The sequence below is a fragment of the Pseudomonas sp. RIT-PI-a genome, assembly GCF_001187875.1.
In the GTDB taxonomy this organism is placed as follows: Bacteria; Pseudomonadota; Gammaproteobacteria; order Pseudomonadales; family Pseudomonadaceae; genus Aquipseudomonas; species Aquipseudomonas coleopterorum.
In genome coordinates this window covers 221,960-234,488 of the sequence record NZ_LGIR01000003.1, presented here as the reverse complement: position 1 = coordinate 234,488, position 12,529 = coordinate 221,960, and the positions used below count along the sequence as shown (strand labels likewise).

Here is a 12,529-nt window from a genome sequence, read left to right as displayed (position 1 = left end):
CCGATGCGAATGTGGTTGATGAGTGCTGGCCTGGGCCTGATGTTGGCCGCCCAGAGTGCAGTGGCAGGTACCGTCCTGATCGTTGGCGATAGTATCAGCGCTGCTTTCGGCCTGGATACCCGCGCCGGCTGGGTAGCACTGCTCGAAAAACGCCTGGCGCAGCAGGGTTTCGACGACAAAGTCGTCAATGCCTCGATCACCGGCGATACCTCGGCCAATGGCTTGGCGCGGCTGCCCGCGCAGCTTGCAGCGCACAAGCCGGACCTGGTTCTGCTGGAGTTGGGCGGCAACGATGGCCTGCGCGGAATGCCTGTCGCGCAATTGCAACAGAATCTTGCATCGATGATCGATCTCTCTCGCAAGGCCGGTGCCCAGGTGCTGCTGTTGGGCATGCAATTGCCGCCCAACTACGGCGCGCGCTACACCAAGGCGTTCGCCCAGGTCTATCAAACACTCGCGGACGAGAAAAAAGTGGCCTTGGTGCCGTTCCTGCTCGAAGGGGTGGGCGGCGTTCCGACGTTGATGCAGGCCGACGGCGTCCATCCCACCGCCGGTGCCCAGGGCAAACTGCTGGAAAACGTCTGGCCGACGCTCAAACCGTTGCTTTGACGCTTTTCTGGATGCTGGCTTTCGGCTAATGTGGCGCCCCCTGTTTGGAGCCCCCGATGCCGCGTCCCGCCTGGTCCCTGTTTGCCTACCAACTGATCGAACCCGACGATCAGCTGGACCTGTTCGCCTGCCAGGAAAGCCGGGTGCATCTGGTGGCGCGCCAGCTTGAGCTCGGTGGTTCGGTGGACCGCACCCTGTGCGGCACCTTGCTGCCGGCCCAGCCGCGCTGGCTGGAGGTGCATAAGCAGATTTTCCGCGATCAGCGCCTGTGCAAACTGTGCCGGGCCATTCTGTTCGCCCAGCGCAAAGGCACGCGGCCGGTATGGCCCGAGTTGCAGTCGATCCCCTGATCGGCGCGCCGAGGGTCTTCGGCTACACGCGCCCGGCAACTGCGCGTACAATCGCGGCATTGTCCCGTTCAGTTCGATCAAGGATTTCCTGGATGCCGCCGAGCCTTTCCGTCTTCACTCGCTGCCTGTCGCTGGCCGCCGCGTTCGCTGCGGCGCCGGTGATGGCGCTGGAATTCCCGTTGCCGCCTCCGGGTGAAGACATCATTGGCCAGGTGCAGACCATCACCGCCAAGTACGAAGACACCTTCGCCGATATTGCGACCGCCAACGACCTTGGCTACCTGGAAATGGTTGCGGCCAACCCCGGTGTCGATCCCTGGCTGCCGGGTGCCGGCACGCAGATCGTCCTGCCTACCCGCTTCATTCTGCCCCCCGGCCCGCGCGAAGGCATCGTCATCAACCTGGCCGAATATCGCCTCTACTATTACCCCAAGGGCGAGAATGTCGTGCGTACCTATCCACTGGGGATAGGCCGGGAAGGGTGGGGGTCGCCCATCGCGCAGACCAAGGTCATCGCCAAGACCGCAAATCCGACCTGGACGCCGCCGGCCTCGATCAAGGCCGAGCACGCTGCGGATGGCGACCCGTTGCCCAACGTCGTCCCGGCCGGTCCGGACAATCCGTTGGGGCCGTTCAAGTTCACCCTCGGCCTGCCGGGCTACCTGATTCACGGCTCGAACAAACAGTTCGGCATCGGCATGCGCACCAGCCATGGCTGTTTCCGCATGTACAACGACAACGTGCTGGAGTTGGCGAGCATGGTGCCGGTGGGCACCAGCGTGCGCATCATGAACGAGTCCTACAAGTTTGGCATGAGCGGTGGCAAGGTGTACCTCGAGGCCCACGCGCAATTGACCGACAAGGGTGACCCGGTGGCCCTGGACAGGCACACCGCCGTGATCAACGCCTTGCTCAACCGCAGGGACTTCGCACCGGACATCAAGATGAACTGGGACGTGGTCCGCGATGTGGTCGCTGCCGAAGACGGCCTGCCGGTCGAGATCGCCGTTTCCGGCGCGCCGATGATCAGCAGCGCACCCGACACGGCGCCGGCGCCATAACCCGGTCTTCATCAGGCATAAAAAAACCGACCCAATGGGTCGGTTTTTTTACAGCCTCGAAAAGCTGTTACTTGCGGCTGGCCTTGTCGAGCATGCGCAGGGCGCGCTCGTTGGCTTCGTCGGCAGTCTGCTGAGCTTTCTGAGCAGCGGTCAGTGCTTCGTCAGCCTTGCGGTAGGCTTCGTCGGCACGGGCTTGCGAACGTGCAGCGGCGTCTTCGGTAGCGGTCAGACGAGCTTCGGTTTCTTTGGATGCGCTGCTGCAACCGGTAGCCAGAACGGCGGCCAGGGCCAGTGCAGAGAATTTCAGAGCGTTGTTCATTGTGTTCCCCTTCGAAGGACATTCTTTTAAGTAGCCATTTCTCATGAATGAGAAACTGGCCGCCGTACATAGTACTCATTACTTGTAGTAAGTAAACGGACGCAACGCAAGAGATGAAAAAAAATCCATACGTGCCCAGGGTGGCGGAACGTAACCCGCAAGGCACGGTCTAGCGCTGGTTGCGCGAGGGTCGAGGGTTATCGCAAGTGCGCGGTTTAGTTGTCGCAGACATGAACTAAGGCGGGATTTACATGTCCGCTTATGCGGGTCAATCGAGATGGCTTAGAAAGCGGCCTTTGATTTAGCACGACGCGGGACAACTAAGCCAAACGTAAGCCGAACGACGATATTTATCACGTCGAACGCGCAGGCTTCGCCTGGCCTTGATGACAAAAACAGCACAAGTCGGCACAACTGTTTCTAAGTCGTACAAAGAGCGGTAAGGTAGAGATCAAAATCCAAGACCCGCGAGGAACTGCCATGAGCGAGGCGCTATCCATCCACCACGATCAGGCCGGTCACCAGTTCGAAACCAACATCGACGGCCACCGTGCGTACCTGACGTACATGGACCTGGGCAAACAGACCCTGGACATCTACCGCACCTTTGTCCCCAACGCTCTGCGCGGGCGCGGTATCGCTGCAGCGTTGACCGAGCAGGCCCTGGACTACGCCGAAAGCCATGGCTATACGGTGATTCCGTCCTGCTCGTATGTCGAACGCTACATGGAGCGTCATCAGCGTCGTGCGGCAAAGCTGTAACGCTGTGCCCCGGGTACCGGGGCAGCGAAGGCTCGACTGACCCGGTACTGGCGGTCAGCGGGTACGCTTTGGCAATACATCCTTGAGTTTGGCGTGCATGCTGCGCAGCGTCTTTTCGGTACTGGCCCAGTCGATGCACGCGTCGGTGACCGACACCCCGTATTGCAGGTCGCCCAGGTCCTTGGGTATCGACTGGCTCCCCCAATTCAAATGGCTTTCCACCATCAGGCCGATGATCGACTGGTTGCCTTCCAGAATCTGGTTGGCCACGTTCTCCATCACCAGAGGTTGCAGCGCCGGGTCCTTGTTGGAGTTGGCATGGCTGCAGTCGACCATGATGTTGGCCTTGATGCCGGCCTTCTCCAGCGCTTGCTCGCACACCGCCACGCTGACCGAATCGTAGTTGGGCTTGCCATTGCCACCGCGCAGAACCACGTGGCCGTAGGCGTTGCCCTTGGTGGTGACGATGGAGACGCCACCTTCCTGGTTGATCCCCAGGAAGCGGTGAGGGTTGGACACCGACTGCAGGGCGTTGATGGCCACGGTCAGGCCACCATCGGTACCGTTCTTGAAGCCCACGGCCGAAGACAGGCCCGAAGCCATTTCGCGGTGGGTCTGGGATTCGGTGGTGCGCGCGCCGATGGCCGACCAGCTGATCAGGTCCTGCAGGTACTGCGGCGAGATCGGGTCAAGGGCTTCGGTGGCGGTAGGCAGGCCCATCTCGGCCAGGTCCAGCAGCAATTGCCGACCGATGTGCAGGCCATCCTGGATCTTGAACGAGTCATCCAGGTACGGATCGTTGATCAGGCCTTTCCAGCCGACCGTGGTGCGCGGCTTTTCAAAGTAGACGCGCATCACCAGGTACAGGGTGTCCGAGACTTCGGCGGCCAACGCCTTCAGGCGCCGGGCATACTCGTGCGCCGCATCGATGTCGTGGATCGAGCAGGGGCCGATGACCACGAACAGGCGATGATCGCGCCCATCGAGGATATCGCGCACCACTTCACGGCCGGCGGCGACGGTCTTGTGCGCAGCGGCGCTGAGCGGAATTTCCCGCTTCAGCTGGGCAGGCGTGATAAGGGTTTCATTGGAGGCGACGTTAAGGTCGTCGATCGGTAGGTCAGCCATCGTGTTACTCGTCAGGTCACGGGTGCCGGCCGCCAGCGAACCCCGCACGGCGAGGCACAGCATGATTATGAGCAGCGGGGGAGTCGAACCTTAGCGCGTTAGAGCGCATGCAGACAACGGATTTGTGCCATCGCTCTGCCGACGACCGGTGCACTGCGAACGGCGCTGCTACGCTCAAGTGTGCCCTGTCGCCTTGGCCACTTCGGAGGTCGCATGATCCGCTCCATGCTGTACGCCACTGACCTGGGGGTGTACGCCCCATTCGTCATGCAGCACGCCGTCGCCCTGGCGCGCAGCTTCAATGCGCAGCTGTATGTCATCCATGCCGTCGAGCCCATGGGCCTGATCGCCGAATCGGTGCTGCAGAGCTATCTGGACGAGTCCACCCTGGATCGCCTGCACAACCACGGCTTGAGCGCCGTGATGGCGGGGATTGAAACGAAGGTTCTGCAAAGCCTGCGCAGTGACCTGGGCGACGACGAGCCAGACCTTGCCCTGATCCGTGCCGTGCGGGTGCTTCAGGGTGATCCGGCCGAGGTCATTCTCGATCAGGCCCAGCGCCTGAAAGTGGACCTGCTGGTGCTCGGCAGCCACAGTCAGGTGGCTACCGTCGATGTTTCGCTGGGCCGCACGGCTACCCGCGTGTTGCAGCTGTCCCCGGCGCCGGTCTATCTGGTACCCCTCACAGAGCAACGCAGCCGCCTCAAGAGCTAGGCGGCAAGCTGGTTATTTTTCTTACAAATTTAATAAAAAGTTCTAGATTTATTGCCTGGACCTTTAATATAGTTATAACCCTTCGCCGACGACTGGCGGTTTTCCTGTGTGAGGGATTCATATGAAGCTTCAACAACTGCGCTACATCTGGGAGGTAGCGCACCACGACCTCAACGTCTCCGCCACGGCGCAAAGCCTGTATACCTCGCAGCCAGGTATCAGCAAGCAGATCCGCCTGCTGGAAGACGAACTGGGTGTTGAAGTCTTCGCACGCAGCGGCAAGCATTTGACCCGCGTCACGCCGGCAGGTGAGCGCATCATCACCACCGCCGGTGAAATCCTGCGCAAGGTGGAAAGCATCAAGCAGATCGCCCAGGAATTCTCCAACGAGAAGAAGGGCACGCTGTCCATCGCCACCACCCACACCCAGGCGCGCTATGCCCTGCCAACGGTGATCAGCAGCTTCATCAAGCAGTACCCGGACGTTGCCTTGCACATGCACCAGGGCTCACCGATGCAGATCGCCGAAATGGCTGCCGACGGCACCGTCGACTTCGCCATCGCCACCGAAGGCCTGGATTCGTTCGGTGACCTGATCATGATGCCGTGCTACCGCTGGAACCGCTGCATCGCGGTGCCCCAGGGGCATCCCCTGACCAAGGTGCCGAAACTGACCCTGGAAGCGCTCGCCGAATACCCGATCGTCACCTACGTGTTCGGTTTCACCGGCCGTTCCAAGCTGGACGAAGCGTTCTCGCGCCGCGGCCTGGCGCCGAAAGTGGTGTTCACCGCGGCCGATGCCGACGTGATCAAAACCTACGTGCGTCTGGGGCTGGGCGTGGGCATCGTGGCCAAGATGGCCGTCGATCCCAAACTCGACAATGACTTGGTAGTGCTCGACGCCGACCACCTGTTCGAATCCAGCGTGACCCGTATCGGCTTCCGCCGTGGCACCTTCCTGCGCGGCTTCATGTGCGACTTCATCGAGAAATTCGCGCCGCACCTCACCCGCGAGGTCATGGCCAAGGCCATCCAGTGCCACAACAAGCAGGAGCTCGAAGCCCTGTTCGAAGGCGTCGAGCTGCCCGAGCATTGATCACGCTGCGGGCCTGCACCTGACAGGCCCGTACCTGTGAGGTTCAGGCCTTGCTGATCAGATTCCCTGCGTGCAGCCCACATTCCTTCTGCGTGGCTTCTTCCCACCACCAGCGCCCTTCGCGCTCGTGCTGGTTGGGCAGGACCGGCCGCGTGCACGGCTCGCAGCCAATGCTGATGAAGCCACGCTCGTGCAGGCTGTTGTAGGGCAGTTCAAGCATGCGGATGTAACCCCACACTTCTTCACTGCTCATCTGCGCCAGGGGGTTGAACTTGTACAGCGTGCGCTCGGGCGTCGAGAACGCGCCGTCCACTTCAACTGCCGCAACCTGGCTACGTGTGCCGGGACTCTGGTCGCGCCGCTGGCCGGTGGCCCAGGCGCTGACGGTCGAGAGCTTGCGCCGCAACGGCTCGATCTTGCGAATGCCGCAGCACTCGCCGTGGCCGTCGCGATAGAAGCTGAACAGACCCTTTTCCTTGACGAAAGGGTCCAGCAACGCATTGTCCGGTGAGACCAGTTCGATGGTGATCTTGTAGTGCTCGCGCACCTGTTCGATGAACCGGTAGGTTTCCGGATGCAGGCGACCGGTGTCCAGACTGAACACCTTGACGTTCTTGTTCAGTTTCCAGGCCATGTCCACCAGCACCACGTCTTCGGCGCCGCTGAAGGAAATCCAGAGGTCGTCGCCGAAGTGGGCGAAGGCAAGCTTGAGAATGTCCTGGGGGGACTTGTTGGCGTAGGTCGTTGCCATTTCGGCGACATCGAAGGGCTGGCTCATCAGGCGGCTTCCTGGTCAAAGTGGCGCTGGGCGCTCTATATGGCGCCATGGTAACAAAAAACACCCAGCGGCATGGCCGGGATCAGAGCCCGGCCAGGGTGTCCAGCAAGACCTTGACCTTGAAGATCGATTCTTCGTATTCGGCTTGCCACTGGGAGTCGGCCACGATCGCGCCGCCGCCCCAGCAGCACACCTGTTCGTCCTTGATCAGCAGCGTACGGATAGTGATCGAGCTGTCCATTTCGCCGCGCACATCCAGGTACAGCAACGAGCCGCAGTAGATCGCACGCTGGGTCGGTTCCACTTCGTCGATGATCTGCATGGCGCGTATCTTCGGTGCGCCGGTGATCGAACCACCGGGAAAGCTGCCTGCGATCAGGTCCAGGCAGTCCTTGTCCGCTGCCAGCTCACCGGTGACGGCGCTGACCAGATGATGCACGTTCGGGTAGCTTTCCAGGGCGAACAGCTGCGGCACCCGTACCGAGCCGATCCGGCAGGTGCGGCCCAGGTCGTTGCGCAGCAGGTCGACGATCATCAGGTTTTCCGAGCGGTCCTTGGCACTGGCCAGCAGTTCGCGGCCATGGCGTGCATCCTCTTCAGGGTCGAGGCTGCGCGGGCGGGTGCCCTTGATCGGCCGGGTTTCCACCTGGTCGGCCGTGACCTTGATGAAGCGCTCCGGGGAGAAGCTCAACAGAGCCGCGCCGGTGCTCAGTTGCAGATAGCCGGAAAACGGCGTGGAGCAGGCGGCGCGTACTGCCTGATAGGCGGTCCAGGGATCCCCGGCGCAGGCCGCACGAAAGCGCTGGGTAAGGTTGACCTGATAGCAATCGCCCGCCTGGATGTAGGCCTGCAGCGTCTCGAATGCCCGTCGATACTGCTCCGGGGTCTGATCCGGCGTCATCGGCGACTGCAGGCTGAAGGGCTGCGCCTGGTCTCGGGCCGGTTGGCCGAACAGGTCGATCAGGCGTTGCCGTTCGCAGGCCTGCAGCGCGGGATGGAACATCAGGTGGCTGGTCTGCCGTTGATGGTCGCTGATCAGGGCCCAGCCATACAGGCCGAGGCTGGCATGCGGCAGGTCGAGATCGTCGTGGTTGGGGTCTGGCAGGTTCTCCAGCCGGCGGCCGAAATCGTAGCTCAGGTAGCCGATCAGGCCGCCGGCGAACGGTAGTTCGCAGCCATCGGGCAATTGCGCCTGACCCAATCCGGCCAATGCCCGGCGCGCACGGTGCAGATACTGCTGGCCGGATTCATCGGCTTGAACGCTGAGCGTCTGCAGGGGCCAGGCGCTGATCAGGTCGAAGCGGCCGCGTTGGGCAATCGGCTGCGCACTGTCGAGCAGTACCGCGCCGGGGGCGTGGCGGACCACGGCGAAATAGGGCGCCGGATCGGCCAGGTAGGGCAGGGCGTGGAGCAAGCAGGTCGGCATGATAGATCGGTGGCCAGTGACGGGGCTGGGATTGTAATGCACCCGGCCGCTCGTGTGCGGGCGGTGTGGCGTCCGGTCTCAGCTCGTCACGGCAGGCACGTGGCCGAACAGCGCCTGGACGAACCGCGTGCGTTCTTCCACGGTTTCCACGAGGCCTTCGGCGGCCAGTTCTTCCAGGTGTTTTTCCACGGCCTGGGTGCGCAGGGTCAGGCCGCAATCGTTGGCGATCTGGATGTTCAGCCCGGGGCGGGCGTTGAGCTCCAGGATCAGCGGGCCTTTTTCCTGGTCCAGGACCATGTCGACGCCAATGTAGCCCAGTCCGCAGAGCTCGTAGCAGCCCGCCGCCAGACGCATGAAACCGTCCCAGTTGGGCAGTTGCACACCGTCCACCGCGTTGGTGGTGTCGGGGTGCTTGCTGATGATGTTGTTGAGCCAGGTACCGCGCAGGGTCACCCCGGTGGCCAGATCGACGCCCACGCCAATGGCACCCTGGTGCAGGTTGGCCTTGCCGCCCGATTGCCGGGTCGGCAGGCGCAGCATGGCCATGACCGGGTAGCCCATGAGCACGATGATGCGGATGTCCGGCACGCCTTCGTAGCTGATGCTCTTGAAGATCTGGTCGGGAATCACCCGGTATTCGATCAGCGCGCGATCGCGGTGCCCGCCCAGTGAATACAGGCCGGTAAGAATGCTGGAGATCTGGTGCTCGATGTCGGCGCGGCTGATGATCTTGCCCGACACGGTGCGAAAGCGCTCCTCGAAGCGGTCGGCGACCACCAGGATGCCGTCACCGCCGGCCCCTTGGGCGGGCTTGACCACGAAGTCACTACGCCCACCGATGATCTCGTCCAGACGGTCGATCTGTTTTTCCGTGGAAATGACCCCGAACATCTCAGGCACGTGAATGCCTGCGGCGATGGCGCGCTCCTTGGTGATGATCTTGTCATCGACGATGGGGTAGAGGCTGCGCCGGTTGTACTTGAGCACATAGTCGGCGTTGCGCCGGTTGATGCCCATGATGCCGCGGGCCTCCAGCGCCTTCCAGGTCTTCCACAAACCGAACATCAGGAATCGGCCTGCTTGAGGAATGCCTTGAAACGGACCAGTTCGGTCAGGCGGTAACCCCGGTAGCGGCCCATGGCGAGCATGAAACCGACCAGAATCAACAGGATCGCCGGGAAGGTGAACACGAAGTACACCAGTTCCGGAACGCTCATCAAGATGTGCGCCAGGGACGCGGCGAACAGCGTGCCCACTGCAACTTTCAGGGCGTGCCCGCTGCCGCGTTCTTCCCAGGTGATCGACAGGCGCTCGATGGTCATGGTCAGGATCACCATCGGGAACAGCGCCACCGACAGCCCGCGTTCCAGACCCAACTTGTGGCTGAACAGGCTGATGGCGGCAATCAGCACCACGACGAAGGTGAGCACCACGGATAGCCTGGGCAGCATCTGCAACTTCAGGTGTTCCAGGTACGAGCGCAGCGACAGCCCCAGGGCGGTGATCACGGTGAACAGGATGATGCCGAAGCCCAGCTGGGTTTCGCGGAACGCCAGGGCGATCAGCACCGGGGTGAAGGTGCCCAGGGTCTGGATGCCGATCAGGTTGCGCAGGATCAGGATGACCAGCACGCCGATCGGGATCATCACCATGATCATGAAGGTCTGCTGGGTCTGCAGCGGCAGGCCGTAGAGGCTGTATTCGAGAAAGTCGGCGTCGGTGTTTTCGTCGGTCAGCTTGGCCAGGCGAATGGCGTTCATCTCGCTGTTGTTCATGGTGAAGGTCACGGTCGCCTTGCGTCCGCCCTCCACGCTGACCAGGTTCTCGTCTCCAGTCCACCACAGCAGGCGATCCTCGGGCAGGCCCTGTTCGCCGGTATCAGGGTTGAAGTACAGCCAGTCGCTGCCGTTGAAGCTGCGCAGCCACAGTTCCGGCGTCTGCGCCTGATCGGCCAGCAGGCGCACGGTGTGGACCTTCTCCATCGGCACGTGGGCGATGGACAGCAGCAGGTCGACGATCCGCGCCTTGTGCAGGGTCGAGGTGTCACCGGCCAGCAGCAGCTTGACGTTGTCGTCGGCCAGGTTGTTGACTCGCTTGATGGTTTCGCCGACGAAGGTTTCGACGTCCGCCGAATGCTGGCGGATGGGTGCCAGCAGTGCCTCGGCGGCGATCTTCTCCGGGCCTTCCACGGCCAGGCTGTCGCGGAAGATGGGCCCCTTGACCTTGGGCTTTTCACCGCTATAGCGCTTGGTCAGCACCAGGCGGTAATACAGTGTCTGGTTGCCCGAGGCGCGGCGGGCCGACCAGGTCACCTTGCGGTTGCCGTCCAGGCGATTGACGCTGACCCCGTAGTTGTTGGAGATGAAGCTCTCGTTGAGGCTCACGTAGTCCCGGCTCAGTGGCGGCACGAACATCTGCACCTTCACCGGGTCCTTGGCGCTGGCGACGAACTCGACCTTGGCATCGATGTTCCACAGGTCGTCGGTTTCGTCTTCGGTCACCGGAATGCCGAGGACCAGAATCTGATAGGCCGTGATGGCGATGCCCAGAGCCACCAACGCGGTGATCAGGATCTTCAGGTGCAGGGTTAGCGCGCGCATTGAAATTACTCTGCGATTTTGGCGACAGTGGCGCAGGCGGGTTTGCCGGCAGCGTGTTTGCGGCTGGGGTCGACCAGCGCATCGAAGCGGGTCAGCGCATCGGAGCCGATCAGCAGCGGGTAGTCGAATGCGGTGCGGTCGGTCAGGTTGACCTCGATGCGTCGCTGGGTGTGGCCCATGCACACGTCGAGTTCGATCACCGGTCGCTGGGTGTGAGTCTTGCGTTCCTGGGCGCTGCATTCGCAGTCATCGGCACGGCGCTTGATGGAGCTCATGCGCACCAGCGGCCGTTCGATGGGGTGGGAATGGGCGTTGTCGATGGCCAGATAGAAACGCACCCAGGATTGCCCGTTGCGCTTGAAGCGCTTGATGTCACGGGCGCTGAGCGAGGCGGTCAGCGCGCCGGTGTCGAGCTTGGCCGCGACCCGCAGGTCGATGTCGGTCAGTTGTGCGTATTCGTTCAAGCCGTAGGTGGTCTTTTCGGCGGCCAGGCTCAGGCCTGGAATGAAGAGGAGGCTGAGCAGGCGGGAGAGGGGCTTGAGAGTCATGAATTGAAATTATGAATACCGAATCGGACACCGCGAAAACGTTCCGCGGGCAACAGGAAGGGAGCGCTGCATTCTAGCACGGTGCTTTCGTGCCGCCAGCGCAGGCACCGCCAGGCGAGGCCTTGGAGTCTGGATCGATCCGAAAGTTCGCCGAGCGCCTGCCCGGTGCGCCTGGCGATAGCTACTTAAAGCGCCGTTCGACGCCTTTTTCGACGAGGATCTTCGCGGAGATTTCCTCCACCGAGAAATGCGTGGAATTGATGTTGGGAATGTTCTCCCGGCGGAACAGGCCTTCCACTTCACGCACCTCGAATTCGCACTGGGCGAAGCTGGCGTAGCGACTGTTCGGCTTGCGCTCGTGACGGATCGCGGTCAACCGGTCGGGGTCGATGGTCAGGCCGAACAGCTTGTGCTGGTGAGCCTTGAGCGCGGGCGGCAGTTGCAGGCGTTCCATGTCGTCCTCGGTCAACGGGTAGTTGGCGGCGCGGATGCCGAACTGCATGGCCATGTACAGGCAGGTCGGGGTTTTGCCACAGCGCGAAACGCCTACCAGGATCAGGTCGGCCTTGTCGTAGTAGTGGGTCCTGGCACCGTCGTCGTTGTCCAGGGCGAAGTTGACCGCCTCGATGCGCTCCATGTAGTTGGCGTTGTGGGCGATGGAGTGAGACTTGCCGACCGAATACGAGGAATGGGCGCTGAGCTCCATTTCCAGCGGCGCCAGGAAGGTCGAGAAGATATCGATCATGAAACCGTTGGAGGTCGCCAGGATCTCGCGGATGTCCTGATTGACGATGGTGTCGAAGATGATTGGCCGTACGCCGTCCTTGTCAGCGCAGTTATTGATTTGCTGTACCATGGCTCGAGCCTTGTCCACGCTGTCGATATAGGGCCGCGTGAACTTGCTGAAGGTAATGTTTTCGAACTGCGCCAGTAGACTTTGCCCGAGCGTTTCGGCGGTAATGCCGGTACCGTCGGAGATGAAGAATGCAGATCGTTTCATTGTGCGCCCCGGCCCTTAAGCAACTGACGATTCTTGGATATGATAGGCCCGATTGATGGCCAGCATTGCCAGGCATTCTCGTTCATTTCCAGGGCTGCGGCCACAGCCCCCGTGTGCGTTCATTCGCGCCGGGCACCC

At 61.9% G+C, this 12,529-nt stretch carries 14 protein-coding genes; 6 read left to right on the top strand and 8 right to left on the bottom strand.

Annotated elements, in window-relative coordinates:
• The first annotated feature begins 3 nt into the window (after positions 1 to 3).
• The 3 genes from AC788_RS01670 (at position 4) to AC788_RS01660 (ending at position 2,020) form a co-directional block, all read left to right on the top strand.
• Positions 4 to 609: an arylesterase gene (locus AC788_RS01670; protein WP_049858899.1), complete on the top strand. Its 606-nt coding sequence runs from the start codon at positions 4 to 6 to the stop codon at positions 607 to 609.
• A 56-nt stretch (positions 610 to 665) separates the two neighbouring features.
• The gene (locus AC788_RS01665) at positions 666 to 959 is read left to right on the top strand and encodes a hypothetical protein (protein WP_049858898.1); all 294 of its coding nucleotides are present in this window, start codon (positions 666 to 668) and stop codon (positions 957 to 959) included.
• Positions 960 to 1,051: 92 nt separating this feature from the next.
• On the top strand, positions 1,052 to 2,020 hold the full coding sequence (locus AC788_RS01660; RefSeq protein ID WP_049858897.1) for a L,D-transpeptidase family protein: 969 nt from the start codon (positions 1,052 to 1,054) through the stop codon (positions 2,018 to 2,020).
• A 67-nt stretch (positions 2,021 to 2,087) separates the two neighbouring features.
• Here AC788_RS01660 and AC788_RS01655 read toward each other — a convergent pair whose 3' ends face one another.
• Positions 2,088 to 2,339, bottom strand: coding sequence for an Lpp/OprI family alanine-zipper lipoprotein (locus AC788_RS01655; RefSeq protein ID WP_043185736.1), 252 nt, complete (start codon positions 2,337 to 2,339; stop codon positions 2,088 to 2,090).
• 480 nt (positions 2,340 to 2,819) lie between these two features.
• Between AC788_RS01655 and AC788_RS01650 the strand changes: the two genes are divergently transcribed.
• Positions 2,820 to 3,101, top strand: a complete 282-nt coding sequence (locus tag AC788_RS01650) for a GNAT family N-acetyltransferase (protein ID WP_049858896.1) — start codon at positions 2,820 to 2,822, stop codon at positions 3,099 to 3,101.
• A 54-nt stretch (positions 3,102 to 3,155) separates the two neighbouring features.
• On the opposite strand, the gene AC788_RS01645 is transcribed toward AC788_RS01650, so the two are convergent.
• Positions 3,156 to 4,229, bottom strand: a complete 1,074-nt coding sequence (locus AC788_RS01645; protein ID WP_049858978.1) for a 3-deoxy-7-phosphoheptulonate synthase — start codon at positions 4,227 to 4,229, stop codon at positions 3,156 to 3,158.
• Positions 4,230 to 4,442: 213 nt separating this feature from the next.
• On the opposite strand from AC788_RS01645, the gene AC788_RS01640 reads away from it, so the two are divergent.
• Complete coding sequence (locus tag AC788_RS01640) at positions 4,443 to 4,943, top strand: universal stress protein (protein ID WP_049858895.1); 501 nt, start codon at positions 4,443 to 4,445, stop codon at positions 4,941 to 4,943.
• 121 nt (positions 4,944 to 5,064) lie between these two features.
• A complete protein-coding gene (gene cysB / locus AC788_RS01635; protein ID WP_049858894.1) occupies positions 5,065 to 6,039 on the top strand; it encodes an HTH-type transcriptional regulator CysB in 975 nt (324 codons plus the stop codon).
• A gap of 43 nt (positions 6,040 to 6,082) precedes the next feature.
• On the opposite strand, the gene AC788_RS01630 is transcribed toward cysB, so the two are convergent.
• The 6 genes from AC788_RS01630 to ppsR form a co-directional block, all read right to left on the bottom strand.
• Positions 6,083 to 6,817, bottom strand: a complete 735-nt coding sequence (locus AC788_RS01630; RefSeq protein ID WP_049858893.1) for a phosphoadenylyl-sulfate reductase — start codon at positions 6,815 to 6,817, stop codon at positions 6,083 to 6,085.
• Positions 6,818 to 6,899: 82 nt separating this feature from the next.
• Positions 6,900 to 8,243, bottom strand: a complete 1,344-nt coding sequence (pabB, locus tag AC788_RS01625; RefSeq protein WP_049858892.1) for an aminodeoxychorismate synthase component I — start codon at positions 8,241 to 8,243, stop codon at positions 6,900 to 6,902.
• Between the two features lie 78 nt (positions 8,244 to 8,321).
• A complete protein-coding gene (locus AC788_RS01620) occupies positions 8,322 to 9,308 on the bottom strand; it encodes an alpha-L-glutamate ligase-like protein (RefSeq protein WP_049858891.1) in 987 nt (328 codons plus the stop codon).
• Positions 9,308 to 10,843: an osmotic stress tolerance membrane protein RloB gene (gene rloB / locus AC788_RS01615; protein WP_049858890.1), complete on the bottom strand. Its 1,536-nt coding sequence runs from the start codon at positions 10,841 to 10,843 to the stop codon at positions 9,308 to 9,310. Before rloB ends, AC788_RS01620 begins: the two co-directional genes overlap by 1 nt.
• 5 nt (positions 10,844 to 10,848) lie before the next feature.
• Positions 10,849 to 11,391, bottom strand: a complete 543-nt coding sequence (gene rloA, locus AC788_RS01610; RefSeq protein WP_049858889.1) for a retropepsin-like aspartic peptidase RloA — start codon at positions 11,389 to 11,391, stop codon at positions 10,849 to 10,851.
• A 181-nt stretch (positions 11,392 to 11,572) separates the two neighbouring features.
• Positions 11,573 to 12,391: a posphoenolpyruvate synthetase regulatory kinase/phosphorylase PpsR gene (gene ppsR / locus AC788_RS01605; RefSeq protein ID WP_049858888.1), complete on the bottom strand. Its 819-nt coding sequence runs from the start codon at positions 12,389 to 12,391 to the stop codon at positions 11,573 to 11,575.
• Positions 12,392 to 12,529: the final 138 nt, after the last annotated feature.

Excerpts from the sequence above, each read along its gene's own strand:
- AC788_RS01670 (WP_049858899.1), top strand. The coding sequence starts at position 4 with ATGCGAATGTGGTTGATGAGTGCTGGCCTGGGCCTGATGTTGGCCGCC.
- AC788_RS01665 (WP_049858898.1), top strand. The coding sequence starts at position 666 with ATGCCGCGTCCCGCCTGGTCCCTGTTTGCCTACCAACTGATCGAACCC.
- AC788_RS01660 (WP_049858897.1), top strand. The coding sequence starts at position 1,052 with ATGCCGCCGAGCCTTTCCGTCTTCACTCGCTGCCTGTCGCTGGCCGCC.
- AC788_RS01655 (WP_043185736.1), bottom strand. The coding sequence starts at position 2,339 with ATGAACAACGCTCTGAAATTCTCTGCACTGGCCCTGGCCGCCGTTCTG.
- AC788_RS01650 (WP_049858896.1), top strand. The coding sequence starts at position 2,820 with ATGAGCGAGGCGCTATCCATCCACCACGATCAGGCCGGTCACCAGTTC.
- AC788_RS01645 (WP_049858978.1), bottom strand. The coding sequence starts at position 4,229 with ATGGCTGACCTACCGATCGACGACCTTAACGTCGCCTCCAATGAAACC.
- AC788_RS01640 (WP_049858895.1), top strand. The coding sequence starts at position 4,443 with ATGATCCGCTCCATGCTGTACGCCACTGACCTGGGGGTGTACGCCCCA.
- cysB (WP_049858894.1), top strand. The coding sequence starts at position 5,065 with ATGAAGCTTCAACAACTGCGCTACATCTGGGAGGTAGCGCACCACGAC.
- AC788_RS01630 (WP_049858893.1), bottom strand. The coding sequence starts at position 6,817 with ATGAGCCAGCCCTTCGATGTCGCCGAAATGGCAACGACCTACGCCAAC.
- pabB (WP_049858892.1), bottom strand. The coding sequence starts at position 8,243 with ATGCCGACCTGCTTGCTCCACGCCCTGCCCTACCTGGCCGATCCGGCG.
- AC788_RS01620 (WP_049858891.1), bottom strand. The coding sequence starts at position 9,308 with ATGTTCGGTTTGTGGAAGACCTGGAAGGCGCTGGAGGCCCGCGGCATC.
- rloB (WP_049858890.1), bottom strand. The coding sequence starts at position 10,843 with ATGCGCGCGCTAACCCTGCACCTGAAGATCCTGATCACCGCGTTGGTG.
- rloA (WP_049858889.1), bottom strand. The coding sequence starts at position 11,391 with ATGACTCTCAAGCCCCTCTCCCGCCTGCTCAGCCTCCTCTTCATTCCA.
- ppsR (WP_049858888.1), bottom strand. The coding sequence starts at position 12,391 with ATGAAACGATCTGCATTCTTCATCTCCGACGGTACCGGCATTACCGCC.